This window comes from Streptomyces sp. NPDC005393 (assembly GCF_040606675.1).
GTDB lineage: Bacteria > Actinomycetota > Actinomycetes > Streptomycetales > Streptomycetaceae > Streptomyces.
The window spans coordinates 35,259-61,126 of the sequence record NZ_JBEXFG010000009.1 but is presented as its reverse complement, the minus strand read 5'-3'; the positions used below and the strand labels follow the sequence as shown (position 1 = coordinate 61,126).

The following is a 25,868-nucleotide window of genomic DNA, read 5'->3' as shown; positions in this document are numbered from 1 at the left end:
CTCACGCCTCCTTCGTGTCGGCGGGGCCGGGGGCGGCGGGGCGGCGACGGCGCAGTGGCGGTTTGACCCCGAGACGCTTGGGGTCCAGCCCGGACCACGAGTGGCCGTTCCCGAAGAACGGGCGACGGGCGAGGATCGTCATCAGCGGCTTGGTGAACAGGAACACCACGGCGATGTCGAGCAGCGTGGTCAGCCCCAGGGTGAAGGCGAAGCCCTGCACCTTGCCGACGGTGACGATGTAGAGCACCGCGGCGGCCAGGAACGACACGAAGTCCGACACCAGGATGGTGCGCCGGGCCCGCGGCCAGCCGCGCTCGACGGCGGGGCGCAGCGAGCGGCCCTCGCGGATCTCGTCGCGGATCCGCTCGAAGTAGACGATGAACGAGTCGGCGGTGATACCGATGGCCACGATCGCGCCGCAGACCGCCGGCAGGTTCAGCGCGAAGCCGATGCCCGGGCCGAGCAGCACCATGATCGCGTACGTCAGGATCGCGGAGACCCCGAGGCTGGCCATGGCCACGAGGGCCAGGCCGCGGTAGTACAGGACCAGGTAGATGACGACGAGGGCCATGCCGATGGCGCCGGCGATCAGGCCGGCCTGCAGCTGCTCACCGCCGAGCGCGGCGGAGACGGTGGTCTCGTCCGCGATGTCGAAGGACAGCGGCAGCGCACCGTAGGACAGCACGTTGGCCAGGTCCTCGGAGCTCTGCTGGGTGAAGCCGCCGGAGATGGTGGCCCGGCCGCCGGTGATGGCCTCGTTGACCTCGGGGTCGGAGACGACCTCACCGTCCAGGACGATCGCGAAGCGGTTCTGCGGCGGCTGCTGGCCGGCCAGCTTGCCGGTCACGCTGGAGAACTTCTTGGCGCCCTTGCCGTTGAAGTCGAGCTGCACGATCCAGCCCGCCGCGTTCTGGCTCTCGAAGACGGACGAGGCGTCGTCGACGTCGGTGCCCTCGACCTGGGAGGGGCCGAGGACGTACTGGGCGTCACCCTTCTGGCCGCAGGCCACGATGGTGTCGCTCGGCTTGGCGTTCGCCGCCTTCTCGGCCGCCGCGGCCCGACCCTTGCTGGTGGTGCAGTCGATCTTCGGGCCGGAGGATCCGGGCTTCTTGGACTGCTCGCCCTTGGGGGTCTTGGAGGGCGTGGGGCTCTGGGACGAGCTCGGCGTCTTGTCGGCCTTCAGGCCCTGGGAGACCGAGCGCCCCTGGGTGCCGGCGGACGAGGACGGTGTGCTCGACGCCTTGGCGCCGTCGCTCTTGTCGCCCTTGTCGCTCTTGCCCTTGTCGCTGGCGCCGGCCGAGGGGGTCGGGGTGGGCTGCGGGGGCTTCTGCCCGGCCGGGGCGGTGGTCACCACCGGGCGGAAGTAGAGCTGGGCGGTGGTGCCGACCTGCTGCCGGGCCTGCTTCGCGTTCGTCCCCTTGGGGATGTTCACGATGATGTGCTTGTCGCCCTGCGTCTGGACCTCGGCCTCGGACACGCCCAGACCGTTGACCCGCCGCTCGATGATGCTCACGGCGGTGTTCATATTGTCGGTGTTGATCGCGTTGGGCTTGCCCGGTTGGTTCTTGGCCTCCAGCGTGAAGCTGGTGCCGCCCGCGAGGTCGATACCCAATCGCGGCGTGGTGTGACCGGAGATGAACATCCCCCCGGTCAGCGCCACGATGGCGATCAGGATCACGGCCAAGGCCCGCCCGGGCCTGCCCTGTGACCCGGAGGACCTGCGGCCCTTCTTCGGTGCTGCCACCTTCTCGTATCTCCCTGTCCAACCGCCTCGCATCGGGTGTGCGCCGGGCGGCCACGAAGTCTTGTGGGGACGAGCCCCCGCCGGAGCCTAGACCGTCAGGGAACCACGGCGCACCGAGCGGTGGTGCGCCGTGGTTCCCGGTGTCGGGCTACTTCGCGTCGGTGTTGCCGTCCCGCTTGCCGTCCTCGGTCGTGTCCGCCTCGTCGGCGTCCTGCTTGCCCAGGTCGATCTTCTTGACGTCGGCCTTGTCGGCCTTGTCGGCCTCATCGGCCTTCTCGGCCTCGTCCGCGTCGACAGCGGCGGCGGTGCCGGCCTTGTCGGCGGGGGAGTCGCCGGCGCCGTCGGCACCGTCGGTCCCGGTCAGCGAGGAGGCGTCGTCGGGAACGACGGGGTGGTCGGCGTCGTCAGGATCGATGCCGTGCACGATGCGGTTGTACTCGGAGTCCGCGAGGACCGCTCCCACCGCGTTCTTCGCGTAGATCGCGTGGACGCCGGGGGCCACCTCGAGGAGGACCGTGTCCTCGTGGACCTCCTTGACCGTGGCGTACATGCCGCCGATGGTCCGCACGCCGGTGCCCGGCTGCATCTCATTGCGCATCTGCGCGGCCTGGCGCTGCTTGTTCTTGGCCGATCGGGTCATCAGGAACATGGCCCCGATGAGCACGATGAACGGCAGGAGAGTCACGATATTCACGGGACGGAGATTCCTTCACACGACCGCGGGGAGCGGCCTGGTCTACGGGGATGGGTATGCCGACGGATCACGGACGGCATCGGCGGAGTCTAAGCGAGCCCGCGCCTATGGAACAACGCCCGGCGCGGCACCGGGGTTCCTGACCCCGCCATTATTCGCCCTCCATGCCATGATGCCGGGTAAGCGCGCGCTTATGCCCCGAACAGGCCCGTCTGGCCCGCTCCGCCGCCCTGCCGCGGCGGGGTGAGCCCCAGATGATCCCAGGCCGCGGGAGTCCCGACCCTCCCCCGGGGGGTACGGGCCAGCAGCCCCTCCCGCACCAGGAACGGCTCCGCGACCTCCTCGACCGTCTCGCGCTCCTCCCCCACCGCGACCGCCAGTGTGGACAGGCCCACCGGGCCGCCACCGAACAGCTTGAGCAGGGCGCTCAGCACCGCGCGGTCCAGCCGGTCGAGGCCGCGGCCGTCCACGTCGTACACCGCCAGGGCGCTGGCGGCGATCTCGCGCGTGATCACGCCGTCCGCCTTGACCTGGGCGTAGTCCCGCACCCGGCGCAGCAGCCGGTTGGCGATGCGGGGTGTGCCGCGCGAGCGGCCGGCGATCTCGGCCGCGCCCTCGGCGTCAATGGTGACGTCGAGCAGCCCCGCGGAGCGGTGGATGACCCGCTCCAGCTCGGCCGGGGCGTAGAACTCCATATGGCCGGTGAAGCCGAAGCGGTCGCGCAGCGGGGGCGGCAGCAGCCCGGCCCGGGTGGTCGCGCCGACCAGGGTGAACGGCGGAAGCTCCAGCGGGATGGCGGTGGCGCCGGGCCCCTTGCCGACGATCACGTCGACCCGGAAGTCCTCCATCGCCATATAGAGCATCTCCTCGGCCGGCCGGGACATCCGGTGGATCTCGTCGAGGAAGAGCACCTCGCCCTCGGTGAGGGAGGAGAGGATCGCGGCCAGATCGCCGGCGTGCTGGATGGCCGGGCCGGAGGTGATCCGGATCGGGGCACCCATCTCGGCGGCGATGATCATCGAAAGGGTGGTCTTGCCCAGGCCGGGCGCGCCCGAGAGCAGCACATGGTCGGCCGTGCCGCCCCGCTGCCGAGCCGCCTTGAGCACCAGGTCCAGCTGCTCCCGCACCCGCTCCTGCCCGACGAACTCGCCGAGGTCCTTCGGGCGCAGCGCGGCCTCCACCGCCTGGTCCTCGCCGTCGGCATCGGCGCCCACCAGCCGGTTGCCCGCGCCGGGCAGGGCGTCGTCGGCGGTGGCCGGTGCGGTCTCGTCCCAGTTCACTGAGTTTCGCCTCGCGATGTCGTCTCGAGCGGTCCCACCGGTCGCGGCGCGCCGCGCCGGCGGCCGCTCACCGTGTGCGGTTCAGGGTCTGCAGGGCGGCCCGCAGCAGCTGGGCCACCTGGGGCGCGCCGCCCGCGGCCACGGCCGCCTCGGCCTGCGGGGTGACGGCGGCCACCGCCTCGTCGGCCTCCCGGGTGGCATAGCCGAGGCCGACCAGGGCGGTGTGCAGCTGGTCGCTCCAGCCCGCGGCGGCCGCGGCCCGGGCGCCGGGCACGGTGGCGCCGAGCGGCTCGCCCAGCCGGTCCTTGAGCTCCAGCAGCAGCCGCTGCGCCCCCTTCTTGCCGATGCCGGGGACGGCGGTGAGCGCCTTCTCGTCCCCGGTGGACACGGCGAGCCGCAGCGCGTCCGGGGAGTGCACCGCCAGCATGGCCTGGGCCAGCCGGGGGCCGACCCCGCTGGCGGTCTGGAGCAGCTCGAAGGCCTGGCGCTCGTCGTCGTCCGCGAAGCCGTAGAGCGTCAGCGAGTCCTCGCGGACGACGAGGGAGGTGGCGAGCCGGGCCTGCCGGCCGACGCGCAGCCCGGACAGGGTGGCCGGGGTGCACTGGACCGCCATGCCGACGCCGCCGACCTCGACCACGGCGGTGTCCGGGCCGAGGGCCGCGACCGGGCCCGAGACGAACGCGATCATGAGGTACGGCCTTTCGTGGAGCGCGGGGAGCTCATGGTGCGGTGGGCGGCGACGGCCTGCTGAAGGCGGTTCTGCGCGGGCGCCCGCCAGATGTGGCAGATGGCGAGCGCCAGGGCGTCGGCGGCGTCGGCCGGTCTGGGCGGGGCGTCGAGCCGCAGCAGCCGGGTGACCATGGCGCCGACCTGTGCCTTGTCGGCGCGCCCGGATCCGGTGACGGCCGCCTTGACCTCGCTGGGGGTGTGCAGCGCGACCGGCAGCCCACGGCGGGCCGCGCACAGCATCGCGACGGCGCCGGCCTGGGCGGTGCCCATGACGGTGCGCACATTGTGCTGGCTGAACACCCGCTCCACCGCGACGAATTCGGGCCGGTGCGCCTCCAGCCACTCCTCGATGCCGCGCTCGATGAGGACGAGGCGGTCGCCGATCACGGCGTCCGCCGGGGTCCGTACGACGCCGATGCCCAGCATCCGCAGCGGGCGGCCCGCGACCCCCTCGACCACGCCGACCCCGCACCGGGTCAGCCCCGGGTCCACGCCCAGCACGCGCACGGCACCCCTCCCCTCACGGCCGCTCACAGCCAGTCGGTCAACTGTTCCTGCAGGCTAGCGGCTACCACCGACAACACCGGCCGACAACACCGACGGGCCGGTGGGGTATGCCCCCCGCCGACCCGCCCGCCCGCGCGCGCTGACATGCCCTCAGGCGTCAGGCGTCCACCTTGGCCATGACCTCGTCGGAGACGTCGAAGTTGGCGAAGACGTTCTGCACGTCGTCGCTGTCCTCGAGCGCGTCGATCAGCTTGAAGATCTTGCGCGCGCCCTCCTCTTCGAGCTCCACCTGCATGGTGGGCACGAAGTTGGCCTCGGCCGAGTCGTAGTCGATGTTCTCGGCCTGGAGCGCGCTGCGGACCGCGACCAGGTCGGTGGCCTCGCTGATCACCTCGAAGGACTCACCGAGGTCATTGACCTCCTCGGCGCCCGCCTCCAGGACCGCGGCCAGGACGTCGTCCTCGGTGAGGTCGCCCTTGGGGACGATGACGACGCCCTTGCGGTTGAACAGGTAGGAGACCGAGCCCGGGTCGGCCATCGAGCCGCCGTTGCGCGTCATCGCGACGCGGACGTCGGAGGCGGCGCGATTGCGGTTGTCGGTCAGACACTCGATCAGCACGGCCACGCCGTTGGGGCCGTAGCCCTCGTACATGATCGTCTCGTACTCGGCGCCGCCCGCTTCCAGACCGGCACCACGCTTGACCGCGCTGTCGATGTTCTTGTTCGGGACCGACTGCTTCTTCGCCTTCTGGATGGCGTCGAAGAGCGTCGGGTTACCGTCCGGATCCGCGCCGCCCGTACGGGCGGCGACCTCGATGTTCTTGATCAGCTTCGCGAAGAGCTTGCCGCGCTTGGCATCGATCACGGCCTTCTTGTGCTTCGTCGTAGCCCATTTAGAGTGGCCGGACATCCGCCTGTCTCCTTCGCGTAACCCAGTGCTGTACGAACCCCTGAGATCCTACCGGGATCCCCCGTCAGCTCGCGGCGCGGACTATGTCCACAAACAGCGCGTGCACCCGGTGGTCGCCGGTCAGCTCGGGGTGGAAGGACGTCGCGAGGACATTGCCCTGCCGGACGGCGACGGTATGCCCGCCGTACGTCGCGAGCACCTCGGCCTCTCCTCCCACGGACTCGACCCACGGCGCCCGGATGAAGACGCCCTCGACCGGGCCGCCCTCGATGCCCTGGACGTCGACCTCGGCCTCGAAGGACTCGTTCTGCCGGCCGAAGGCATTACGGCGCACGATCATGTCGATGCCGCCGATGGTCTCCTGGTCGTCCCGGCCGTCGAGGATCTTGTCCGCGACCATGATCATGCCCGCGCACGTCCCGTACACCGGCAGGCCCGCCCGTACCCGCTCGCGCAGCGGCTCCAGCAGCCCGAAGACGACCGCGAGCTTGGACATGGTGGTGGACTCGCCACCGGGGATCACCAGGCCGGCGACCTCGGCGAGCTCCTCGGGACGGCGGACCGGCCGGGCCTGAACACCGGACGCGGCGAGCGCGGCGAGATGCTCGCGGACATCGCCCTGGAGGGCGAGCACACCGATCACGGGGGCATCGGGGGTGGTCGTGGACGTGGACACGGAGCGAAGACCTCTCGGACGTCAGGGGCACCACGCGTCCACCGGGACGCGCGGTGCCATGGGGTGCCGCGCGGCGCCGGCTACCAGCCGCGGTTGGCGTAGCGCTCGGCCTCGGGGAGGGTGTCGCAGTTGATGCCGACCATGGCCTCGCCCAGATCGCGGGACGCGTCCGCGATGACCTTCGGGTCGTCGTAGAAGGTGGTGGCCTTCACGATCGCCGCGGCGCGCTTGGCCGGGTCGCCGGACTTGAAGATGCCGGAGCCCACGAACACGCCCTCCGCGCCGAGCTGGCGCATCAGCGCCGCGTCGGCCGGGGTGGCGACGCCGCCCGCCGAGAACAGCACGACCGGCAGCTTGCCGGTCTGCGCGATCTCCGCGACCAGCTCGTACGGGGCGCGCAGCTCCTTGGCCGCCGCGTACAGCTCATGGTTGTCCAGGCCGCGCAGCCGGGCGATCTCGCCCTTGATCTGGCGCAGATGGCGGACCGCCTCGACGACGTTGCCGGTGCCGGCCTCGCCCTTGGAGCGGATCATCGCCGCGCCCTCGGCGATCCGGCGCAGCGCCTCGCCCAGGTTGGTGGCACCGCAGACGAAGGGGGTGGTGAAGGACCACTTGTCGCTGTGGTTGACCTCGTCGGCCGGGGTGAGGACCTCGGACTCGTCGATGTAGTCGACGCCGAGGGCCTGCAGCACCTGCGCCTCGACGAAGTGGCCGATCCGGGACTTGGCCATGACCGGGATGGAGACCGCGTCGATGATGCCGTCGATCATGTCCGGGTCGGACATCCGGGCCACGCCGCCGTCCTTGCGGATATCGGCGGGAACGCGCTCGAGGGCCATGACGGCGACGGCGCCGGCGTCCTCAGCGATCTTGGCTTCCTCGGGCGTGACAACATCCATGATCACGCCACCCTTGAGCTGCTCGGCCATACCGCGCTTGACGCGGGCGGTGCCGGTCGCGGGAGCCTCGGAGTTGGACGTGCTGGCGGGCGTGATGGACACGGTTTGACCTCACTCGGTAATGAAAAGTGCGATGAGCCCATCGTAGGCTCGTTCGATCCCCGTTCATGACCCGGCCATCCGGTCCAGGTCGCAGGCGCCTGTGCTGCACGGATGACAAAAGCGGGTGGGGACGGGGCTCGGCAAGGGCCAATCGAAGGCCGGTGGCTCGAAGGCGGCCCAGGCCCGGTCAGTACCCGGCGCGCTCCGCGAGGGCCGCCGGAAGCTCATCGTCCATCTCGAACGCGAGCGGAAACGGAGCGTGTCCCGCCAGCCGGAACCAGCGCACCGTGCGATGGCGCCGCAGCGCCCGCGCCGCGCGCACCGCGTCGTTGTGGAACCGCCGGGCCATCGGCACCCGCCGCGCCGCCTCCATCAGCTCCCCCAGCGCCTCCTCACCGCCCGGCGCCGCCCGCACGGCATCGGCCTGCGCACTCTCCTCGAACACGGCCCGCAGCGCCTGGCTCAGCTCGCTCTCGGCGACCTCACGGTGCTCCTCCTCGGACTGCCGGGCGGCGTGCGCGGCCTGATACAGCACGATCGATGCGGCGGGGTCGAGCACTCCGGCGGTGGCCAGCTCTTGCGCGACCGAGGCACGCCGCAGCAACTGCGCGTCCAGCGCGGCCCGCGCCGCGTCCAGCCGGCTGTGCAGCCGGTCCAGCCGCCCCGCGGTCCAGCTCAGATAGGCGGCCACGAGGACCAGGGCGACCGCGATCCAGATCAAAGTGCTCACGGCCCGCCACGCTACCGCCTACGCCGCGCGGCCTTTCCCCGAGCGTCCCGCCCTGTCCGACGCCCTCCGGGCATGTCCTCCGTCAGGGGGCACCCCCCGGCTACCGCTGGGAGGTACCCCCTGACGGGCTGGATTTCGCGAGGCCCAGGCGGGCGCGGAGGCTGAGGCGGTCGTCGGCGGCCACGGACGCCGCGCCGTCCGTCACCGTCTCGTAGACCGCGAGAATGTCCGCGCCGACCGTCGACCAGTCGAAGCGCCGTACGTGCCGGCTGCCCCGCTCCCGCAGCTCGGCCAGCCGGTCCGCGTCCCCCAGCAGCCGCACCGCGGCCTCGGCCAGCGCGTCGGCGTCCTCGTTGGCGAACAGCTCACCCGCCGCTCCCCCGTCCAGCACCTGCGCGAACGCGTCCAGATCGCTGGCCAGGACCGCCGCCCCCGCCGACATCGCCTCCACGAGGATGATGCCGAAGCTCTCGCCGCCGGTGTTCGGCGCGACGTACACCTCGACGCTGCGCAGCAGCCGCGCCTTGTCCTCGTCGCTGACCATCCCCAGGAACTCGACGCGCTCGCGCAGCGGCGCGGGCAGGGTGGCCACCGCCTCCTTCTCGTCGCCGCGCCCGGCGACCAGCAGCCGCGCCCCGGGCCGCGCCTCGAAGATCTTCGGCAGGGCCCGCATCAGCACCGGAAGGCCCTTACGGGGCTCGTCGATCCGGCCGATGAACCCGATGGTGTCCCCCTGCCACTCCTCCTTGGGTTCCGCGTCCGCGAAGAAGTCCACATCGACGCCGTTGGGGATGACGACCGCGTCGCCGCCCAGATGCTCGACCAGCGTCCGCCGCGCGTACTCGCTCACCGCGATCCGCGCCCTGATCTTCTCCAGCGCGGGCTGCAGGATCGGATACGCGGCGATCATGGCCCGGGAGCGCGGATTGGAGGTGTGGAACGTCGCGACGATCGGCCCCTGGGCCGCCCAGCAGGCGAGCAGCCCCAGCGAGGGCGAGGTCGGCTCATGGATGTGGATGACGTCGAAGGCGCCGTCGTGCAGCCAGCGCCACACCCGCGCGGCCGACAGAAAGCCGAAGTTGAGCCGCGCGACCGAGCCGTTGTACGGCACCGGCACGGCACGCCCGGCGGAGACGGCGTACGGCGGCAGCGGCGTCTCGTCGTCCGCCGGGGCGAGCATGGAGACCTGGTGGCCGCGCCGGATCAGATGCTCGGCCAGATCACGGATGTGGAACTGGACGCCGCCTGGGACATCCCAGGAGTACGGGCAGACGATCCCGATCCTCAAGGGTTCTCCGTTCCGGAACCATCGGCGCCGGCGTTCGCGCCGGCCGCCGCGCGCGGCTCCAGATCCGCGAGCCACAGCCGCTGCAGCATGTGCCAGTCCTCGGGGTGCTCGGCGATCCCCTCGGCGAACGCGTCGGCGATCTCCTGGGTCATGACGGCGGTCCCCTCCGCGCGGTTCCCGTCCCCGGGCACCTCGACCGGCGGATGCACCCGCCCCCGCATGACAGGCGACTCGTCGTACCAGAGTGTGACCGGCAGCAGCAGCGCCCCGGTCTGCTGGGCGAGCGCGGCGGGCCCGGCGGGCATCTTCGCCCGCTCGCCGAAGAACGACACCTCCACGCCCGACGCCGACAGATCCCGGTCGGCGACCAGACACACCAGACCGCCCGCGCGCAGCCGCCGCGCCAGCGTCCCGAACGCAGCTCCGCCCTGGTGTGGCAGCACCTCCATGCCGAGCCCCTCCCGGTAGGCCACGAAGCGGTCGTACAGCGACTCCGGCTTCAGCCGCTCCGCCACGGTCGTGAAGGGCACCCCCAGCTCGGTGGTGACCCAGGCCCCGGCCAGGTCGTAGTTGCCCATGTGCGGCAGCGCGAGGACCACCCCCCGGCCGGCGGCCAGACCGTCCGCGAGATAGTGCACGTCCTTGATGTCGAAGCCGCCGCGGATCCGCTCCGCGCTCCACGCCGGAAGCCGGAAGGACTCCATCCAGTAGCGCGTGTACGAGCGCATCCCCGCCCGCGACAGCTCGGCCAGGCGCCGCGCGGAGGCATCGGGGACCACGCGCGCGAGATTGGCCTCCAGACGCAGCACGCCCTTGCCGCGCCGCTTCCACACCTGATCGGCGATGCGCTGCCCAAGACGCACCGCGACCGGCTCCGGGAGCTTCTTGACCGTGCTCCAGCCGAGCCCGTACAGCGCGCCGGTCAGCCTGTCCTTCACCGCGCCTCGCCCCCCTGGGGCACCGGCCGCTCCGCCGCGTCCGCCTCGGCGGCCTCCCGGCGCACGGTCACCACGCGCTGCACGAGGGTCACCGCGCTGCCCACCGCGACGATCCACAGCGCGATCGGCAGCAGGACCTGGATATGCGGCACGCCGAACTTGTGCAGCCCGGACAAGCCGCAGGCCACCAGCGAGATCACCAGCCGCTCGGCACGCTCCACGAGCCCGTTGACGTTCACCGGCAGCCCGATGCTCTCGCCGCGCGCCTTGGTGTACGAGACCACCTGGCCGCTGGCGAGGCAGAAGATCGTCACCGCACACATCACATTGTCGTCGCCGCGGCCCGCATACCACAACGCGAGACCGCCGAAGATCGCACCGTCCGCGACCCGGTCCAGCGTCGAGTCCAAGAACGCCCCCCAGCGGCTGGAGCGCCCCAGCTGCCGCGCCATATTGCCGTCGACCAGATCGGAGAAGACGAAGAGCGTGATGACGACGGTGCCCCAGAAGAACTCCCCCTGGGGGTAGAAGACCAGGGCGCCCGCGATCACACCGCCGGTTCCGACAAGGGTCACCGCGTCGGGGCTGACCCCGAGCCGGATGAGCAGGGCGGCGAACGGTGTGAGAACACGCGTGAAGAATGCACGCGCGTACTTGTTCAGCATGGCCTTCCCGAAGGGTCGAAACGGGCCGGATGGTCAAGAGGCCACCGGCGCGCCCATCGTAGCCAGGCACCGGAGGGCCACCGTGCACCCGTCGGACAGCTCCCGGACCACGCCCGCGGTACGCCCGGATGTGTGACGTATGGACGCACCGTTACCGCGGTGGAAAGCTCGAAGTATCGCAAGGTGTCGACCGGGAGGCGAGACACATGGGCGACAAGACGAGTACGCACCCAGGGGCCGCCGGAAGGGCAGCGGCGGCCGACCGGCCCAGCTCCCTGAGGAATGTGGTGCTGGTCGGCCACAGCGGGACCGGAAAGACGACGCTGGTGGAAGCCCTCGCGCTGGCGACGGGCGCGGTGAACCGGGCAGGCAGGGTCGAGGACGGCGGCTGCCTCTCCGACTACGACGAGATCGAGCACCGGCAGCAGCGCTCGGTGCAGCTGTCCCTGGTCCCCGTCGAATGGGGCGGGATGAAGATCAATCTCCTGGACACCCCGGGATACGCCGACTTCGTCGGGGAGCTCAGGGCCGGTCTGCGGGCAGCGGACGCGGCCCTTTTCGTCATCTCGGCGGCCCAGGACGCCGTGGGCATCGCCGGGGCCACCCGCATGGTGTGGGAGGAGTGCGCGGCGGTCGGCATGCCGCGCGCCATCGTGATCACACACCTGGAGGCGGCGCGCGCCAGCTTCGAGGAGATGACCGAGCTGTGCCGCGAGACCTTCGGCGGTGACGACCCCGACGCCGTACTACCGCTGTATCTGCCGCTGCGCGGCAGGCCGGCGCCGGACGGGCACGCCCCCGTGACCGGGCTGATCGGCCTGCTCTCCCAGCGGGTCTTCGACTACGCCCCGGGCGTACGGACCGAGGTGCTGCCCGGCCCCGACCAGCTGCCGCTGATCGAGGAGGCCCGTAACCGGCTCATCGAGGGGATCATCGCCGAGAGCGAGGACGAAACTCTCATGGACCGCTATCTCGGCGGCGAGGAGATCGACGTCAAGACGCTGATCGAGGACCTGGAGAAGGCCGTCGCGCGCGGCCGATTCCACCCCGTGCTGGCCGCCGCGCCCGCCGCCGAGGGCTCCAAACAGGGCCTGGGCACCACCGAGCTGCTGGATCTGATCACCGGCGGCTTCCCCACCCCGCTGGAGCGCGAGGCGCCCGCCATCACCACCCCGCAGGGCGCCTCGCGCCCGCCGCTGATCTGCGACCCGGAGGGGCCGCTGGCCGCCGAGGTCGTCAAGACCTCCTCCGACCCGTATGTCGGCCGGATTTCGCTGGTCCGGATCTTCTCCGGGACGCTGCGCCCCGATGAGACCGTGCATGTCTCCGGGCACGGTCTGGAGGACCGCGGCCACGAGGACCACGACGTGGACGAGCGGGTCGGCGCCCTCTCCGCGCCCTTCGGCAAACAGCAGCGCACCCTCGCCCAGGCCATCGCGGGCGATCTGGCGTATGCGGCCAAGCTGACCCGCGCCGAGACCGGCGACACGCTCTCGTCCAAGGACCAGCCGCTGCTCATGGAGCCCTGGCAGATGCCCGACCCACTGCTGCCGGTCGCCATCCAGGCGCACAGCAAGCCGGACGAGGACAAGATGTCCCTGGGCCTGGCCCGGCTGGTCGCCGAGGACCCGACGATGCGCCTGGAGCAGAATCCGGACACCCATCAGGTGGTGCTCTGGTGCCTGGGCGAGGCCCATATGGACGTCGCGCTGGAGCGGCTGCGCAGCCGGTACGGCGTCCAGGTGGACGCGGTGCCGTACAAGGTGTCGCTGCGCGAGACGTTCGGCGCCAGGTCCGCCGGGCGCGGCCGGCATGTCAAACAGTCCGGCGGACACGGCCAGTACGCGATCTGCGAGATCGAGGTGGAGCCGCTGCCGGGCGGCTCGGGCATCGAATTCGTGGACAAGGTCGTCGGCGGGGCGGTGCCCCGGCAGTTCATCCCGTCCGTCGAGAAGGGCGTGCGCACCCAGGCGGCGCGCGGTGTCGCCGCCGGTTACCCCCTGGTCGATGTGCGGATCACGCTGCTGGACGGCAAGGCGCACTCGGTGGACTCCTCCGACGCCGCCTTCCAGACGGCGGGCGCGCTCGCGCTGCGCGAGGCGGCCGCAGACGCCCGTATCGATCTGCTGGAGCCGGTCGTCGAGCTGGGCGTCCTGGTCTCGGACGACTATGTCGGCGCGGTCATGAGCGATCTGTCCGGGCGCCGCGGCCGGGTCGTCGGCACCGAGCAGGCGGGGGGCGGCCAGACGCTGATCAAGGCGGATGTGCCGGAGATCGAGATCGGGCGGTACGCGGTCGATCTGCGCTCGCTCTCGCACGGCACCGGGCGGTTCAGCCGCTCGTACGCCCGGCATGAGCCGATGCCTCATCAGCTGGCCGAGCGCATACGCGAACGCGCGGCGGTCGAGGCGTAGTTCACGGGCCGCCCGCCCCAACTGCGCCGGGGCGGGCGGTTTTCCACAGGTCACCGTCCGGGGACGGTTGTCCACAGGTGCACACGCCCTGGCGACAGGCGGCGCACACCCCCGATACGCTGAGGTCGCAGCGCAAGCGGCGTGCGGTATTGGGGGCGTTGGTGACGGACGGATTCGACTTCAGTCCCGGGGCGCAGGTCCCCCTCTCGGGGGCGGCGGGACAGACGGCGGCGACACAGGCACTCGCCTCGGCCGCCTACCGCGACGCCCCCGTGGCAAAGCTGCTCGACGCCAATTCCGAGTGGACGGTCTCGGAGGTCAAGGCGCCGAAGATCTCGCTCTTCGAGCCGAATCTGGGCGAGGCGTTCTCGCGCGCCGTCCAGACCCGGATGCTCGGCGGCGACCGGGCCCAGGTGATCCAGTCCTTCGGCACCGAGCCGCAGACGGTCGTCGAGCACTGTCTGGCCGCCAACCGCATCCGCAAGACCCGCGACGCCCGGCTCACCGCCGTCATGGTGGTCTTCGGGCTGCTGTTCCTCCCCGGGGTGCTGCTCTGGCTCGGCGCCTTCCAGCTGCGCCGCTCGGTCGCCGGCGCCCAGGACAAGCGAATGGGGGCGCTCGGCACCGCGCTGCTCCTGGCACTCGGGGTGATGGTAGCCATCTTCCTGATCAAGCTGCCCTTCGGCGGCTTCTGGGGCATCTATCTGCGGGGCGTCGTGGTCGCCCCCGTCATCGGCTGGTACATCGCCAAGCAGATCTGCGAGCGCACCGCCAAGGATCTCCGGGAGTCCTGGGACGGACTGCTCTCGGGCGGCGGGATAGGCGCGAAGGTGCCCGAGACGGTGCCCAACCACCCCGGTCAGACGGCTGCCGAGGAGCTGCGCAAGGCGCTGCACAAGCTCACCGCCGAGCAGCACAGCAATGTCGTCTTCTACGCCGGCCCCAAGGGCATATTGGGCATGGGCACCCGGTGGGGCAGCTGGCAGCTGGCCGAGGACCTGGTCTCGGCCGACCCGGACAAGGAGATCGACCCCTTCCGCAGCTGGGATGTCATACGGGCGGTCCACGACCAGCTGCGCATGCTGGAGCGCACCCCCCTGCACACCGGCGGCTTCCCCACGCCGTCCGTGCGCCACTGGGTGGTCTCGCCGATCGGCGAGGGGGCGAAGGCGGTCGAGCGCGGCGGCACCTCCGAGGAGGAGGGGTTCCAGATAAGGGGCGTCGAGCTGCAGCGGATCTGCGACCAGCAGCAGTTCGGCGCCGGTGACCGGCACTATCTGGGTGTGCAGTTCGTGCTCTGGGACGGCCAGTTGGTGATCACCCTGATGATCACGGTGACCCTGCTGCACAAGACGCTGCGGATCGAGGTCACCGGGCATGCGCTGGGGCCGGTGCACCCACTGTTCACCAGCAAGCCCACGGCTCCCACGAAGACGGTCGCCAAGACCTTCCGGTTCTGGGAGACCAAGGCCGTCCCCCTGCCCCTCGTGAAGCCCGGGGAGGTCGTGCGGCTGGCCGCCCGCGCCCCCTTCACCTGGTACCCGCCGGTCCTGGACTACCTGGGCGGCAAGCTCGTCCTGCCCGAGCCGTTCGGTGTGCGCCACGCCTGGGCGGACAAGCCGTGGCGGCACCGCTTCATGGCGGACGACGCGCTGCGGGCGGCCACGCCCGTGCTGCGCGTGGTCCATGAGGCGGCCATCGGCGTGCTCAAGCACCACGGCGTGGACACCGAGCGGTTCGGCAGCCGCTCGCTGATGCTCAGCGGCCAGGTCCAGGACGCGGCCCCGAAGAAGGCCGATCTGTACGACGCGTGAGGTCGCGCGGGTCCCTGGCCCGGTGGCCCCCGGCGCACGGCCGGGGCCAGGGGCCCGCGGCGGGTTACGACTGCGGCTTCGGCCAGGCGTCGGCGAGCAACCGGCGGGTGTCGGCGAGGAGTTGCGGCAGCACCTTGGTCCTGCCGATCACGGGCATGAAATTGGTGTCGCCGCCCCAGCGCGGCACCACATGCTGATGCAGATGCGCGGCGATCCCGGCGCCGGCGGCGGCGCCTTGGTTGAGCCCGATATTGAAACCGTGCGCACCCGACGCGGTACGCAGCGCGGTCATGGCGGCCTTGGTGAACTCGGCCAGCTCCACCGTTTCCTCGGCGTCCAGGTCGGTGTAGTCGGCGACATGCCGGAACGGGACGACCATGAGATGGCCGCCCGTGTAGGGGTACAGATTCAGCACCGCGTACACCGACCGGCCACGGGCGATGATCAAGCCGTCCTCGTCCGACTTCTCCGGGATCGAGCAGAACGGACAGCCGTCGCCCGCACCCGGGCCGCTCGGCTTGTTCTCGCCCTGGATGTATGCCATCCGGTGGGGCGTCCACAGGCGCTGGAACGCGTCAGGCGTCCCCACTCCGATCTGCTGCTCCGGCTCACTCGTCATGCGGGCCAGCATATTCGCCCACGGAGGGTGAGGATGCGGTGAGGGGCGGCCCTGTGTGGACCACCCCTCGGGTGACCCCGCGTGTGCGGGGCCAACGGCACCTTGGCCTTCTGCGCCTTCCGCATCGGATCACCCCCGCCTGCGCGGGGACCACATCACACCTGGATCCGGCGCTCTACAGCGTCAACGATTTCGGCGATGGCCTCGTCACGGGGGATGCGGTTCTTCTGCGAGCCATCGCGGTAGCGGAAGCTCACGGCGTCGTTCGCGATGTCCTCGTCACCGGCGATGACCATGAACGGGATCTTGCTGCGCTGAGCGTTGCGGATCTTCTTCTGCATGCGGTCCGAGGACGAGTCCACCTCCATCCGCAGGCCCTTCGCCTTGGCCTGGGCGGCGAACTCCTCCAGGTACGGCACATGGCCGTCGCCGATCGGGATGCCGACCGCCTGGACCGGGGCGAGCCACACCGGGAAGGCGCCCGCGTAGTGCTCCAGCAGGACCGCGAAGAAGCGCTCGATCGACCCGAAGAGCGCCCGGTGGATCATGACGGGCTGCTGCCGGGAGCCGTCCGACGCGGTGTACTCCAGATCGAACCTGGCCGGCTGGTTGAAGTCGACCTGGATGGTCGACATCTGCCAGGTACGGCCGATGGCGTCCCGCGCCTGGACGGAGATCTTCGGGCCGTAGAAGGCCGCACCGCCCGGGTCCATGACCAGCTCAAGGCCCTGCTTCTCGGCGGCCTTGCGCAGCTCCTCGGTGGCTTCCTCCCACTGCTCGGGCTCGCCGATGAACTTGCCGCTGTCGTCCCGGGTGGACAGCTCCAGGTAGAAGTCGCTCAGGCCGTAGTCGCGGAGCAGGTCGAGCACGAAGGTCAGCAGATTGTCGAGCTCCTCCGGCATCTGCTCCTTGGTGCAGTAGATGTGCGAGTCGTCCTGGGTGAAGCCCCGGGCCCGGGTCAGGCCGTGGACAACGCCGGACTTCTCATAGCGGTAGACCGTGCCGAACTCGAACAACCTCAAGGGCAACTCGCGGTACGACCGCCCGCGCGCCCGGAAGACCAGGTTGTGCATCGGGCAGTTCATGGCCTTGAGGTAGTAGTCCTGGCCCTCGAACTCCATGGGCGGGAACATGCCGTCCATGTAGTGCGGCAGATGGCCCGAGGTCTCGAAAAGGCGCGCCTTGGTGATGTGCGGGGTGTTGACGAACTCGTACCCCGACTCCTCGTGCCGCTTCCGCGAGTACTGCTCCATCTCATTGCGGATCACGCCACCCCGGGGGTGGAACACCGCGAGGCCCGAGCCCAGCTCGTCCGGGAAGGAGAACAGATCCAGCTCCGCGCCGAGCTTGCGGTGGTCGCGCTTCTCGGCCTCGGCGAGGAACTCCAGGTACGCCTTCAGCTCGTCCTTGGTCGGCCAGGCGGTGCCGTAGATCCGCTGGAGCTGCGGGTTGCGCTCGCTGCCGCGCCAGTACGCGGCGGCGCTGCGCATCAGCTTGAAGGCCGGGATGTTCCGGGTGGTCGGCAGGTGCGGCCCACGGCACAGGTCGCTCCAGCACAGCTCGCCGGTCTTCGCGTCGAGGTTGTCGTAGATGGTCAGCTCGCCCGCGCCGACCTCGGCGGACGCGCCCTCGGCGGCGTCCGCGGCCGATCCCTTGAGTTCGATCAGCTCCAGCTTGTACGGCTCGGCCGCCAGCTCTTCGCGCGCGTCCTCGTCGGTCACCGGGCGGCGAGAGAACCTTTGGCCCCTCTTGACGATCTCCTGCATCTTCTTCTCGATGCGCTTGAGATCGTCCGGGTGGAAGGGGGTCTCGACGTCGAAGTCGTAGTAGAAGCCGTCCTTGATCGGCGGGCCGATGCCGAGCTTCGCCTCCGGGAACAGCTCCTGCACGGCCTGCGCCATGACATGCGCGGTGGAGTGGCGCAGGATGTCCAGGCCGTCCTGGCTGGTGATCTCGACCGGCTCGATCTCCTCGCCGTCGGCCGGTGCGTACGCCAGGTCCTTGAGCTGCCCGCCCACGCGCGCGGCGACGATCGAGCGGTCGCCGGCGAAGAGATCCGCGGCCGTAGTGCCCGTGGCCACCACGCGTTCTTCCCGCTCGGAATCGCGTTGGATGATCACACGGACGTCTGACACCGGTCTCTCCTGACTGATGGATGGCTCACCGCGGCTAATGCCGCGCAGCGTGAATCGTACCGAGCCGACGGCTCCGACCGCGAAACGGTTTAATGCGCGGTGATCGCCCCAGCGGTCAGGGGCCGCCGCACGCCTCCTCGAAGAAGTCCAGGTTCTCCTGGAGCGATTTGAGCAGCCGGTCCCGCTCGGCCTCGTCGACCTGGACCGGGGTGACGCCCGTGGGCTCGCCAAGCCGCCGGAAGCCGCCCCGGCTCTCCAGCCGCCCGCTCACCCGGATCGGCAGCCCGACCAGATGGGCGTGGCCGGCGATGCGGTAGTCCTCCTCGGCCAGCAAGATCCGCACCTGCGGCACATCCGCCCCGGCCAGCACCCGCAGCCGCACGGTCCCGGGGCCGCCCGGGGTGGTCCGGCGCAGCCGCACCACCGCGCCCGTGATCCTTACGGGCACGGACGGCTCGTCCCGTACATAGCGGGCCCCGGCCTCCCTGAGCCCCGGGAGATCGCCGGGCGAGAACTCCACCGGCTCGGGCCGGGCCGCGAACCCCGGTGGCGCGCCCGCGGCGGGCGACCACTCCAGCGCCACCCGCGCCCCCTCCGTGCCCTGGACGAGCGCGACGACGGCCTCGGTCAGCTCCCGGCACACCCCCGCCTCGACCGCGGCGTCGAACACCTCCATTCCGCCCGTGGCCCGCTGGTAGTCGACGGCGTCACGGAGCGCGTACAGGGCGCGCAGCAGGGTGGCCGTGGTGGCGCGGCCGTCCTCGACGGGCACGAAGACGGTCAGCTCGCGGCCGCCGGAGGCCGCGCCGGAGGGCCCGGTCAGCACCCGCTCCAGCGATGCCTCGGCAGCGCGGCGGTGCCGCGCCCCGTGATACCCGGCGCGGGCCTGGGAGGCGAGGGCGCCGGCCAGCAGGGTGTCGCGGGCGGCGGTGCGCAGCCGCTCCTGCGCGGTCCAGGCGGCGGTGCCGCCACGGGACTCGGGCACATCGCGCCACCAGCGGATCTCATCGCTGGGCACGGCGAGGCCGGTGAGCACCTCGCGGGCGGACGGGGCGGCGCTGTGGGTGAGGGCCATCAGCGCTTCGGCGAGCAGATCGCCGCTGTCGGGGAAGTCCCGGCTCCCGGGGACGAGCAGGCTGGTGCCGCCCGCGAGCCGGCCCGGCGGGGTCCAGCGGGCGTACCGCCCCGGGGCGCCGCCGCGGCGGCGCCAGCCGTGCCGGGCGAGCAGGGCGCCGAGGACGGCCGGATCGACCTCGTCGGGGTGCGGGGCGGGTGGGGGCGTGGGCTCGTCCCCCTGCCGGTACCGGTCCATCACGGTCTCCCTCCCGCCCCGACCCGGGTCATGATCTCGCAGAGGGCGCGGTCGTCGAAGACGCGCGAGGTCGGAATCCGCACGGTGGTCCGGCGGCTGCCCCTGACCGGGTGGCCCGCCAGGTTGATCCAGTAGCAGCAGTGCCGCAGTGCGAGGCGGTCGTGACCGGCCCGCAGCCAGTCGTCCTGGCTGCGCGGCACGATCATCACGACGAGGATCTTGTGCACGGAGACCGGGCTGCGGGCGAGCTTGACCAGGTGGTCGTTGTCGAGCGTGAAGGCGAAGGTCGGGCCGCGCGGATGCGGCGCGAGCTGGTACGTGGCCTTGAGCTGCACCTTGATCGTCACCTCGTCGTCCACGGTGTGGCCGCGTGAGCTGTGGCTGACATGCCAGTCGATGCCATGGTCCGGGAAGGGCTGGGCAAGCGAGCAGCCCGCGGCCGCCGCGACCGCGTGCAGATAGCCCACCTGAAGGGTCTCCATACAGGCGGTGGTGGCGATATGGCCACGCAAGGGGACGATCCGCTCGGGCAGCAGACCGCTCGCCGCCGGGGCCGGATCGGGCTGCGCGAGCGCCATGTCCGTGACGCCTTCCGGTCGTTGCCGGTCTTTGTACATCTGTGTTGTCTCCGCGTCAGGACCCCGGCAAACAGCGGCGGTTCGGCCATCTCCCTCCGGGTATCACCTGGTCGGGGCGGGTTGAAGGTGTCATCGCTGAGCCATGCACGAGGAGTTGAGGCCATGCCGTCCTGGTTCGAGGGGCCGCTCGCCGCGTTCGACACGGAGACCACGGGCGTCGATGTCGAGCACGACCGGATCGTGTCGGCCGCCCTGGTGGTGCAGCGCGGGGCCGGCAGTCTGCCGGAGATCCGGCGCTGGCTGGTGAGTCCGGGCGTGCCGGTGCCGCCGGCCGCCACCGAGATCCATGGCCTGACGGACGCTCATCTGCAGCGCCACGGCAGGTGGCCCGCACCGGTGATGGAGGAGGTGGCACGGGCGATAGCGGAGCAGACCGCGCGCGGCACCCCGCTGGTGGTGATGAACGCGCCGTTCGATCTGACGCTGCTGGACCGCGAGTTGAAGCGGCATCGCAATTCGAGCCTGGCGGGCTATCTGTCGCTGCGCTCGCTGTTTGTGCTCGATCCCCGGGTGCTGGACAAGCATCTGGACCGCTATCGCAAGGGGCGCCGTACGCTCACCGATCTGTGCGAGCACTACGGGGTGGAGCTGACGGGCGCGCATGACGCGGCGGCGGACGCCACGGCCGCCCTGGATGTCGTACGGGCGGTGGGCAGCCGGTTCGCCTCGCGGCTGGAGACGCTGACGCCCACCGAGCTGCACGCCCGCCAGACGGTCTGGTACGCGGCGCAGGCCCGCGGTCTGCATGCGTGGTTCGTGCTCAATGGATCGGATGAGGTCTGCGATCCGGCCTGGCCGCTGCGGCCGGACCTGCCGGCCGCCGCCTAGCGAGCGTCCCCAGGGGCCCCGCCCACGGGCGCTGAGGGGCCACGCCCCCGCGCCCGTCCCGCCCCTCAGACGAGGCGGAGCCGGAACGGATGCCCGGCCGGGTCGGAGTAGAGGCGGATATCGCGCGGGCCTCCGTTGTTCTTGGTGTCCAGCGGCCGCGCGCCCAGGTCCACGACCTTGCGCTCGGCGGCGTCGATGTCGTCCACCAGCAGTTCCAGATGTGCCTGCTGGGAGTCGTCGGGCCGCGGCCAGCTCGGCGGAGCGTAGCCGTGGTCCCGGAGGAAGGACATGCGGGCCCCGCCGGGCGCGGCGATGTCGATCCGGTCGAGGCTGGTCACCTCCTGGATCTCGGCGCCGAGCACCTCGGCGTAGAACTCGGCGAGTTCTTCGGGTTCGGCGCAGTCCAGGGACAGGACGGCGGTGGTCGCGACGGCCATGAGTTCCCCTCCAGTCATCACCCACGGAAAGTCTTATGCGGATACCCCGGCACGGGTCATACAAGCGCACAACGCGAAGGCCGGGCCGCCAGCTGGCGGCCCGGCCTCATGAGGTGGGCGATACTGGGTTCGAACCAGTGACCTCTTCGGTGTGAACGAAGCGCTCTCCCACTGAGCTAATCGCCCGGGTTGTCCGGTCGGGGTCTCCCCCGGCGGAACGACCTGAACAATACAGGTCGCGACAGGTTTGGTTCAAACCGCATTCCCGCCGGACGGTCCGCCCGGCCCGGCCGAGCCGGGCGGCGGCGCGGCCAGGTGCGCCCGCAGCCCCCGCCGCCCCGCGCGCATCATCAGGGCGTGGTTGGCAAGGAAGACCGGGCGGCCGGGGAGCGCGAGACGGCGCAGCAGGGGCTTGCGGACCACGACCTCCTGTTCGAAGAGGGCGCGGGTGCCGGTGCCGCGCGCCGTCACCGTCCAGCGCACCCATCCCTCCAGATCGCCGGAGACGGTGGCCTCCAGCACTCCGTCCGCCGGCTCCTGGCGCGCCTGGCCGACGGTCACATGCAGGTCGTACGGGACGAGGGAACGGAAGCGGGCGGCGCCGCTGCGGTCGTCGAGCCGCCGCACCTCACGGACCTGGGGCCACCACCGCGGGTAGGCGTCGCCGTCCGCCAGCGCCGCGTAGACGGCGGCGGGAGGAGCGTCGAGGTCCCAGCGGCTCCGGAAGCGGTAGAGGCACCAGTCCATGAGGCCAGTCTGCGGCAGCCGCCGCTGTCCGGACAGCTTGTCGCCGGGCAGCGCGAGGTTCTGGATCGCGGCGAGACCGTACCGCGCGGGGGAGTTGGTGCTCACCCAGGCCGCCTCCTCGCCGGTCTCCAGCGCCTCCGGACCCGCGAGCTCGACCGTCTTCCAACTCGTCGTGGCGCCGGGGTGGCCATCGCCGGTGGCGAGCAGGAGAACGGCACCCCGATCGCCGAACCGACCGCCAAGGACAGCGAGTTGGAGAAGAAGGGTCGAGATCGGGACGTCCGCGAGCCCTTCGCTGAGCCGCCGGCGGTTGTCGGTGATCGGTCGGTGGGCGGCAGAAGTCGTCCCGGGTCCAGCCGTGCTTGACGGTCACGCCCGCCTTCTTGAACGCCGCCGGGGGTCGCAGAAGAAGGCGAAGGCATTGGCGCCGACCGGCACCCCGTAGAGATTGCCGTCAATATCGCCGGCCTTCTCCAGACCCGCCCGGAAGCCATCGGGGACATTGCCACCCGCGGCCTGGGTATTGAACGTGCTCCAGAAGTCCCCGTATTCGGTGAAGCCCGTATTTCACCGTGATGTCCGGGTGCTCCTTCTCGAAGAGCTGGACCGCCTCCTGAATCAGCTGGGCGTGACCCTTGGCGCCCCACCAGGAATAGCGGATGGCCACCTTCCCGTCGGCCGAACCGTCGCTGCCGCCGCCGCGGCCGGACAGGTTCGTCCGACTGCCCCCCACGAGGCTTGAAACGTTTTAGGCAATATGGCGGGAGCCGGGGCGCGGAACACCCTCGGGACGTGCGACAACGCGAAGGGCCCGGAGGCGTGAAACCTCCGGGCCCTTGATGCGGGGTGGGCGATACTGGGTTCGAACCAGTGACCTCTTCGGTGTGAACGAAGCGCTCTCCCACTGAGCTAATCGCCCCGGCGCAGGCCCAACATTAGCGCATGCCGGACCGTGCCCATGACCGGTCCCGGCTCATGACCGGTCCCGCGACCGGCGACCGGTCACTCCTCGATCTTCCACGGCATCATGGCGCCGAACTTCCACACGTACACCGAGATCGCCGCGGCGCAGATCACCAACGCGACCGAGGTCAGGATGAGATTCCGCCTGCGCACCTTCGGATCGAGGGCGCGCTTCGCGGCCTCGGTGACCTTGCGCTTGGTCCACAGCAGCACCATCTGCGCCCAGACGAACTCGGTCGCCCAGATCGCCATACCGGCGAAGATCACCAGCCACCCCGGACCGGGCAGGGGCAGCATGATAATGCCCACGCCCACGATCGCGAGGCCCACGATGAACACGCCGACCTGCCAGCTCACGTGCAGTGCGCGCGACCGCCGGATGAACCCCGGCGCCCGGGAGCCGAAGACCGGCTCCTTCTTCGGCGCATCGTCCCCCGTCGCGGCCTGAGCCGACGCCGATGTGGCGCGCTCCCGCCGCTCGTCACTCTCCGCATCCATGTGATCCAACTTACCTGATCGTTTGAAGTCACCGGAATGGCGGTAGAGGCCGCATGACAGCTGGGCCGCACGAGCTACCGGAACACCCACAAAACGGTCAGAGGGGTTTACAACGGCACCGTAGGTGGCATGTCGATTTCGCCGACGTGCGAATCCCCGAGCGCACACTGAGCGAAAGGCCCTGGCGCTTATGAACACCACGGTCAGCTGCGAGCTGCACCTGCGCCTCGTTGTGTCGAGCGAATCCTCACTGCCTGTACCCGCGGGCCTGCGGTATGACACGGCCGACCCTTACGCCGTGCACGCCACCTTCCACACCGGAGCCGAAGAGACGGTCGAATGGGTGTTCGCCCGCGACCTTCTCGCCGAGGGCCTGCACCGGCCCACCGGCACCGGCGACGTCCGGGTGTGGCCGTCCCGCAGCCACGGCCAGGGCGTCGTCTGCATCGCCCTGAGCTCCCCGGAGGGAGAGGCCCTGCTCGAGGCCCCGGCGCGGGCCCTGGAGTCGTTCCTGAAGCGGACCGACGCCGCTGTGCCACCCGGCACCGAACACCGCCATTTCGACCTCGACACAGAGCTCTCCCACATCCTGGCGGAGAGCTGAGACCCGGCGAGAGCTGAGCGCGCGGCCGTCCGACTCGGGGAGACGGCGCGAGCCGGGACGCGACATTCCGGTAGAGACCATCCCGACCATGGCATCCCGACAAAGGCAGAGGCAGGCGACGGTACCGTCGCCGCGGAACCGTCCGCGGCGGCGGCACCGTTGTGTCACGCCCGGCGCCGTACGCGGCTAGAGTCGGGCAGATCGAGGGGCAGTCGAAGAGCAGCCGCCGACCCAGCCGGCCAGGGAGCCAATCGTGTTGATCAACCACGACACCCGGTGCGCGCTCGACGTGGTCGTCGATCTGGTGAACACCGCGCCGGAGGGCGGGGACCGGGACGACCTCGCCGATGTCGCGGCGCTGCGCCGATTCGTCGAGCGCAACGCCATCAGTGATATCGGCACGCTGAGTGAGCGGGACCTGACCGCCGTACAGGCCGTACGGACCAGGTTCGCCGAGGTCTTCGCCGCCGCGGGGAGCGAGATCGCCACCCGGCCAACCGCCGAGCTGCTCAACGCCATGATCGCCGCGGCCGGCACCACGCCCCGCCTCACCGACCACGACGGCTACGACTGGCATGTGCACTACTTCGCGCCGGGCGCGTCGCTCGCCGACCACCTCGCCGCCGACGGCGGCATGGCGCTCGCGTTCCTGGTGGTCGCGGGCGAGCGGGAGCGGCTGCGCCGCTGTGAGGCCCCGGACTGCGGGTATGCCTTCGTGGATCTGTCCCGCAATCGCTCCCGGCGCTACTGCGACAGCCGCACCTGTGGCAATCGGCTGCATGTCGCCGCCTACCGCGCTCGGCGCCGTGAGGCCACGACCTGACCTCACCACCGGTGGAGGTCATGCAGGGCGGTGCCGAAGAGCAGGGTGAATATGACCGCCAGGAAGAGCATCAGCGGCGGCTGGGAGAGAGCGAAGAGACAGCCACGCGGTTCCTCGCTCGGGGGCACAGGGGGACTTTCGATAGGGGACTGCTCCCCGGGTGATTGCAGCATCTCGCGGGAGATCATGACGCAGGGCGAACCCCGGCTGCGAGCAGTGAGCCATTTTTGACCGGTAGTTCGTCAGATTCCGTACTTTTTGAGAATGGCTTCGATGTCTGAGAAGTCTTCTGTGCCCGAACTCGTTCCGGCCTTCGGTTTCGACGCCTTCGGCGCCTTCGACGGCTTGGACCCCGCGGCGCCGCTCCCCGGCCCGAGGGCGGGCTCCGAGGCGGCGGGCGCGAGCGCCCCGCCCCGCTCGGCCGCTGCCGCCGCACGCCGCTCCTTGCGGGTGCCGCCGGCGCGGCGCTCCACCGCCCGGCTCACCGCGAAGAGCACCCAGGAGAGCCCGAGGACGCCGAAGCCCAGCCATACGCTCGGCTTGAAGACCAGATCGGCCACCCAGTCCAGGATGCCGGTCATCGCCAGGCCCACCGGGATCAGCGCGAAGGCGGCGATCCTGGTCGCGGCCAGGAAACGCTTGCGGTACGCGGTCAGACAGGCGATGCCCAGACCGGCCGCGGACACCGCGGCGCAGACAGTGTCAGTCAGCATCGGGTCCTCCTGGCGATGGGTGCCGGTCACTCCATCCTGCACCTCATGAGGCGGCACGGGCCACGGTCGGAGCCCAGGATCAGGGACATCTCCGGGGAAGGCCCCTCCCGGGGGCCGAGGGCCGAGCCCCGGCCGCGTTCGAAGAAGCGTCCGCCGGCTGG

General features: G+C 70.9%; 26 protein-coding genes, 2 tRNA genes and 2 pseudogenes. 5 read left to right on the top strand and 25 right to left on the bottom strand.

Going from position 1 to position 25,868, the window contains the following annotated elements; genetic code table 11:
* Position 1: 1 nt before the first annotated feature.
* From secD to pgsA, 12 genes are all read right to left on the bottom strand, one after another.
* Positions 2-1,744: a protein translocase subunit SecD gene (secD, locus tag ABZS71_RS11140; RefSeq protein ID WP_356208930.1), complete on the bottom strand. Its 1,743-nt coding sequence runs from the start codon at positions 1,742-1,744 to the stop codon at positions 2-4.
* 148 nt (positions 1,745-1,892) lie between these two features.
* Positions 1,893-2,438, bottom strand: a complete 546-nt coding sequence (yajC, locus tag ABZS71_RS11135; RefSeq protein ID WP_356208929.1) for a preprotein translocase subunit YajC — start codon at positions 2,436-2,438, stop codon at positions 1,893-1,895.
* A 191-nt stretch (positions 2,439-2,629) separates the two neighbouring features.
* Positions 2,630-3,718, bottom strand: a complete 1,089-nt coding sequence (gene ruvB / locus ABZS71_RS11130; RefSeq protein WP_356208927.1) for a Holliday junction branch migration DNA helicase RuvB — start codon at positions 3,716-3,718, stop codon at positions 2,630-2,632.
* 67 nt (positions 3,719-3,785) lie between these two features.
* Complete coding sequence (gene ruvA / locus ABZS71_RS11125; protein WP_355855183.1) at positions 3,786-4,406, bottom strand: Holliday junction branch migration protein RuvA; 621 nt, start codon at positions 4,404-4,406, stop codon at positions 3,786-3,788.
* Positions 4,403-4,954 carry a crossover junction endodeoxyribonuclease RuvC gene (ruvC, locus tag ABZS71_RS11120; RefSeq protein ID WP_356208926.1) on the bottom strand — a complete coding sequence of 184 codons (552 nt, stop codon included), beginning with the start codon at positions 4,952-4,954 and terminating at the stop codon, positions 4,403-4,405. Before ruvC ends, ruvA begins: the two co-directional genes overlap by 4 nt.
* A 157-nt stretch (positions 4,955-5,111) precedes the next feature.
* A complete protein-coding gene (locus ABZS71_RS11115) occupies positions 5,112-5,864 on the bottom strand; it encodes a YebC/PmpR family DNA-binding transcriptional regulator (RefSeq protein ID WP_356208925.1) in 753 nt (250 codons plus the stop codon).
* 64 nt (positions 5,865-5,928) lie between these two features.
* Positions 5,929-6,540 carry a pyridoxal 5'-phosphate synthase glutaminase subunit PdxT gene (pdxT, locus tag ABZS71_RS11110; RefSeq protein WP_356208923.1) on the bottom strand — a complete coding sequence of 204 codons (612 nt, stop codon included), beginning with the start codon at positions 6,538-6,540 and terminating at the stop codon, positions 5,929-5,931.
* 80 nt (positions 6,541-6,620) lie between these two features.
* Complete coding sequence (gene pdxS / locus ABZS71_RS11105) at positions 6,621-7,541, bottom strand: pyridoxal 5'-phosphate synthase lyase subunit PdxS (RefSeq protein ID WP_355855171.1); 921 nt, start codon at positions 7,539-7,541, stop codon at positions 6,621-6,623.
* Positions 7,542-7,728: 187 nt separating this feature from the next.
* Positions 7,729-8,271 carry a hypothetical protein gene (locus ABZS71_RS11100; protein WP_356208921.1) on the bottom strand — a complete coding sequence of 181 codons (543 nt, stop codon included), beginning with the start codon at positions 8,269-8,271 and terminating at the stop codon, positions 7,729-7,731.
* 100 nt (positions 8,272-8,371) lie between these two features.
* A complete protein-coding gene (locus tag ABZS71_RS11095; protein WP_356208919.1) occupies positions 8,372-9,559 on the bottom strand; it encodes a glycosyltransferase family 4 protein in 1,188 nt (395 codons plus the stop codon).
* A complete protein-coding gene (locus tag ABZS71_RS11090; RefSeq protein WP_356208918.1) occupies positions 9,556-10,497 on the bottom strand; it encodes a phosphatidylinositol mannoside acyltransferase in 942 nt (313 codons plus the stop codon). Before ABZS71_RS11090 ends, ABZS71_RS11095 begins: the two co-directional genes overlap by 4 nt.
* The gene (pgsA, locus tag ABZS71_RS11085; RefSeq protein ID WP_355855159.1) at positions 10,494-11,162 is read right to left on the bottom strand and encodes a phosphatidylinositol phosphate synthase; all 669 of its coding nucleotides are present in this window, start codon (positions 11,160-11,162) and stop codon (positions 10,494-10,496) included. The genes ABZS71_RS11090 and pgsA overlap by 4 nt, the downstream gene beginning before the upstream one ends.
* A 206-nt stretch (positions 11,163-11,368) precedes the next feature.
* Between pgsA and ABZS71_RS11080 the strand changes: the two genes are divergently transcribed.
* A complete protein-coding gene (locus tag ABZS71_RS11080; protein ID WP_356208917.1) occupies positions 11,369-13,576 on the top strand; it encodes an elongation factor G-like protein EF-G2 in 2,208 nt (735 codons plus the stop codon).
* A gap of 161 nt (positions 13,577-13,737) precedes the next feature.
* Entirely contained in the window at positions 13,738-15,390 is a 1,653-nt protein-coding gene (locus tag ABZS71_RS11075) for a hypothetical protein (protein WP_355855153.1), read from the top strand.
* Between the two features lie 64 nt (positions 15,391-15,454).
* Here the strand turns inward: ABZS71_RS11075 and ABZS71_RS11070 are convergent, their stop codons facing one another.
* The 4 genes from ABZS71_RS11070 to ABZS71_RS11055 form a co-directional block, all read right to left on the bottom strand.
* A complete protein-coding gene (locus tag ABZS71_RS11070) occupies positions 15,455-16,021 on the bottom strand; it encodes an HIT domain-containing protein (RefSeq protein WP_355855150.1) in 567 nt (188 codons plus the stop codon).
* Positions 16,022-16,164: 143 nt separating this feature from the next.
* Positions 16,165-18,144 carry a threonine--tRNA ligase gene (thrS, locus tag ABZS71_RS11065; protein ID WP_356208915.1) on the bottom strand — a complete coding sequence of 660 codons (1,980 nt, stop codon included), beginning with the start codon at positions 18,142-18,144 and terminating at the stop codon, positions 16,165-16,167.
* A gap of 115 nt (positions 18,145-18,259) precedes the next feature.
* Complete coding sequence (locus ABZS71_RS11060; RefSeq protein WP_356208914.1) at positions 18,260-19,456, bottom strand: hypothetical protein; 1,197 nt, start codon at positions 19,454-19,456, stop codon at positions 18,260-18,262.
* Positions 19,456-20,034, bottom strand: coding sequence for a DUF4365 domain-containing protein (locus tag ABZS71_RS11055; RefSeq protein ID WP_355855141.1), 579 nt, complete (start codon positions 20,032-20,034; stop codon positions 19,456-19,458). The genes ABZS71_RS11060 and ABZS71_RS11055 overlap by 1 nt, the downstream gene beginning before the upstream one ends.
* A gap of 162 nt (positions 20,035-20,196) precedes the next feature.
* Between ABZS71_RS11055 and ABZS71_RS11050 the strand changes: the two genes are divergently transcribed.
* Positions 20,197-20,922 (top strand): 3'-5' exonuclease, encoded by a 726-nt coding sequence (locus ABZS71_RS11050; protein WP_356208912.1) that lies wholly within the window; start codon positions 20,197-20,199, stop codon positions 20,920-20,922.
* A gap of 65 nt (positions 20,923-20,987) precedes the next feature.
* On the opposite strand, the gene ABZS71_RS11045 is transcribed toward ABZS71_RS11050, so the two are convergent.
* The 7 genes and pseudogenes from ABZS71_RS11045 to ABZS71_RS11015 form a co-directional block, all read right to left on the bottom strand.
* Entirely contained in the window at positions 20,988-21,359 is a 372-nt protein-coding gene (locus ABZS71_RS11045) for a VOC family protein (RefSeq protein WP_356208911.1), read from the bottom strand.
* Between the two features lie 114 nt (positions 21,360-21,473).
* Positions 21,474-21,545, bottom strand: a tRNA-Val gene (locus ABZS71_RS11040).
* Positions 21,546-21,611: 66 nt separating this feature from the next.
* Positions 21,612-22,106: an SRPBCC family protein gene (locus ABZS71_RS11035; RefSeq protein WP_356208910.1), complete on the bottom strand. Its 495-nt coding sequence runs from the start codon at positions 22,104-22,106 to the stop codon at positions 21,612-21,614.
* Positions 22,107-22,151: 45 nt separating this feature from the next.
* Positions 22,152-22,313: pseudogene (locus tag ABZS71_RS11030) on the bottom strand (hypothetical protein); the annotation flags it as partial.
* A gap of 130 nt (positions 22,314-22,443) precedes the next feature.
* A pseudogene (locus ABZS71_RS11025) lies at positions 22,444-22,839 on the bottom strand (extracellular solute-binding protein); the annotation flags it as partial.
* 114 nt (positions 22,840-22,953) lie between these two features.
* Positions 22,954-23,025, bottom strand: a tRNA-Val gene (locus tag ABZS71_RS11020).
* Between the two features lie 83 nt (positions 23,026-23,108).
* Positions 23,109-23,567 (bottom strand): TIGR02611 family protein, encoded by a 459-nt coding sequence (locus tag ABZS71_RS11015; RefSeq protein WP_356208908.1) that lies wholly within the window; start codon positions 23,565-23,567, stop codon positions 23,109-23,111.
* Positions 23,568-23,757: 190 nt separating this feature from the next.
* Between ABZS71_RS11015 and ABZS71_RS11010 the strand changes: the two genes are divergently transcribed.
* Both ABZS71_RS11010 and ABZS71_RS11005 read left to right on the top strand, forming a co-directional pair.
* The gene (locus ABZS71_RS11010; RefSeq protein ID WP_003959770.1) at positions 23,758-24,171 is read left to right on the top strand and encodes an SsgA family sporulation/cell division regulator; all 414 of its coding nucleotides are present in this window, start codon (positions 23,758-23,760) and stop codon (positions 24,169-24,171) included.
* 253 nt (positions 24,172-24,424) lie between these two features.
* Positions 24,425-24,994 carry a CGNR zinc finger domain-containing protein gene (locus ABZS71_RS11005; protein ID WP_355855129.1) on the top strand — a complete coding sequence of 190 codons (570 nt, stop codon included), beginning with the start codon at positions 24,425-24,427 and terminating at the stop codon, positions 24,992-24,994.
* Positions 24,995-24,996: 2 nt separating this feature from the next.
* Here the strand turns inward: ABZS71_RS11005 and ABZS71_RS11000 are convergent, their stop codons facing one another.
* A complete protein-coding gene (locus ABZS71_RS11000) occupies positions 24,997-25,122 on the bottom strand; it encodes a hypothetical protein (RefSeq protein WP_355855236.1) in 126 nt (41 codons plus the stop codon).
* A 114-nt stretch (positions 25,123-25,236) separates the two neighbouring features.
* Positions 25,237-25,707, bottom strand: coding sequence for a hypothetical protein (locus tag ABZS71_RS10995; protein ID WP_355855126.1), 471 nt, complete (start codon positions 25,705-25,707; stop codon positions 25,237-25,239).
* Between the last annotated feature and the right edge of the window lie 161 nt (positions 25,708-25,868).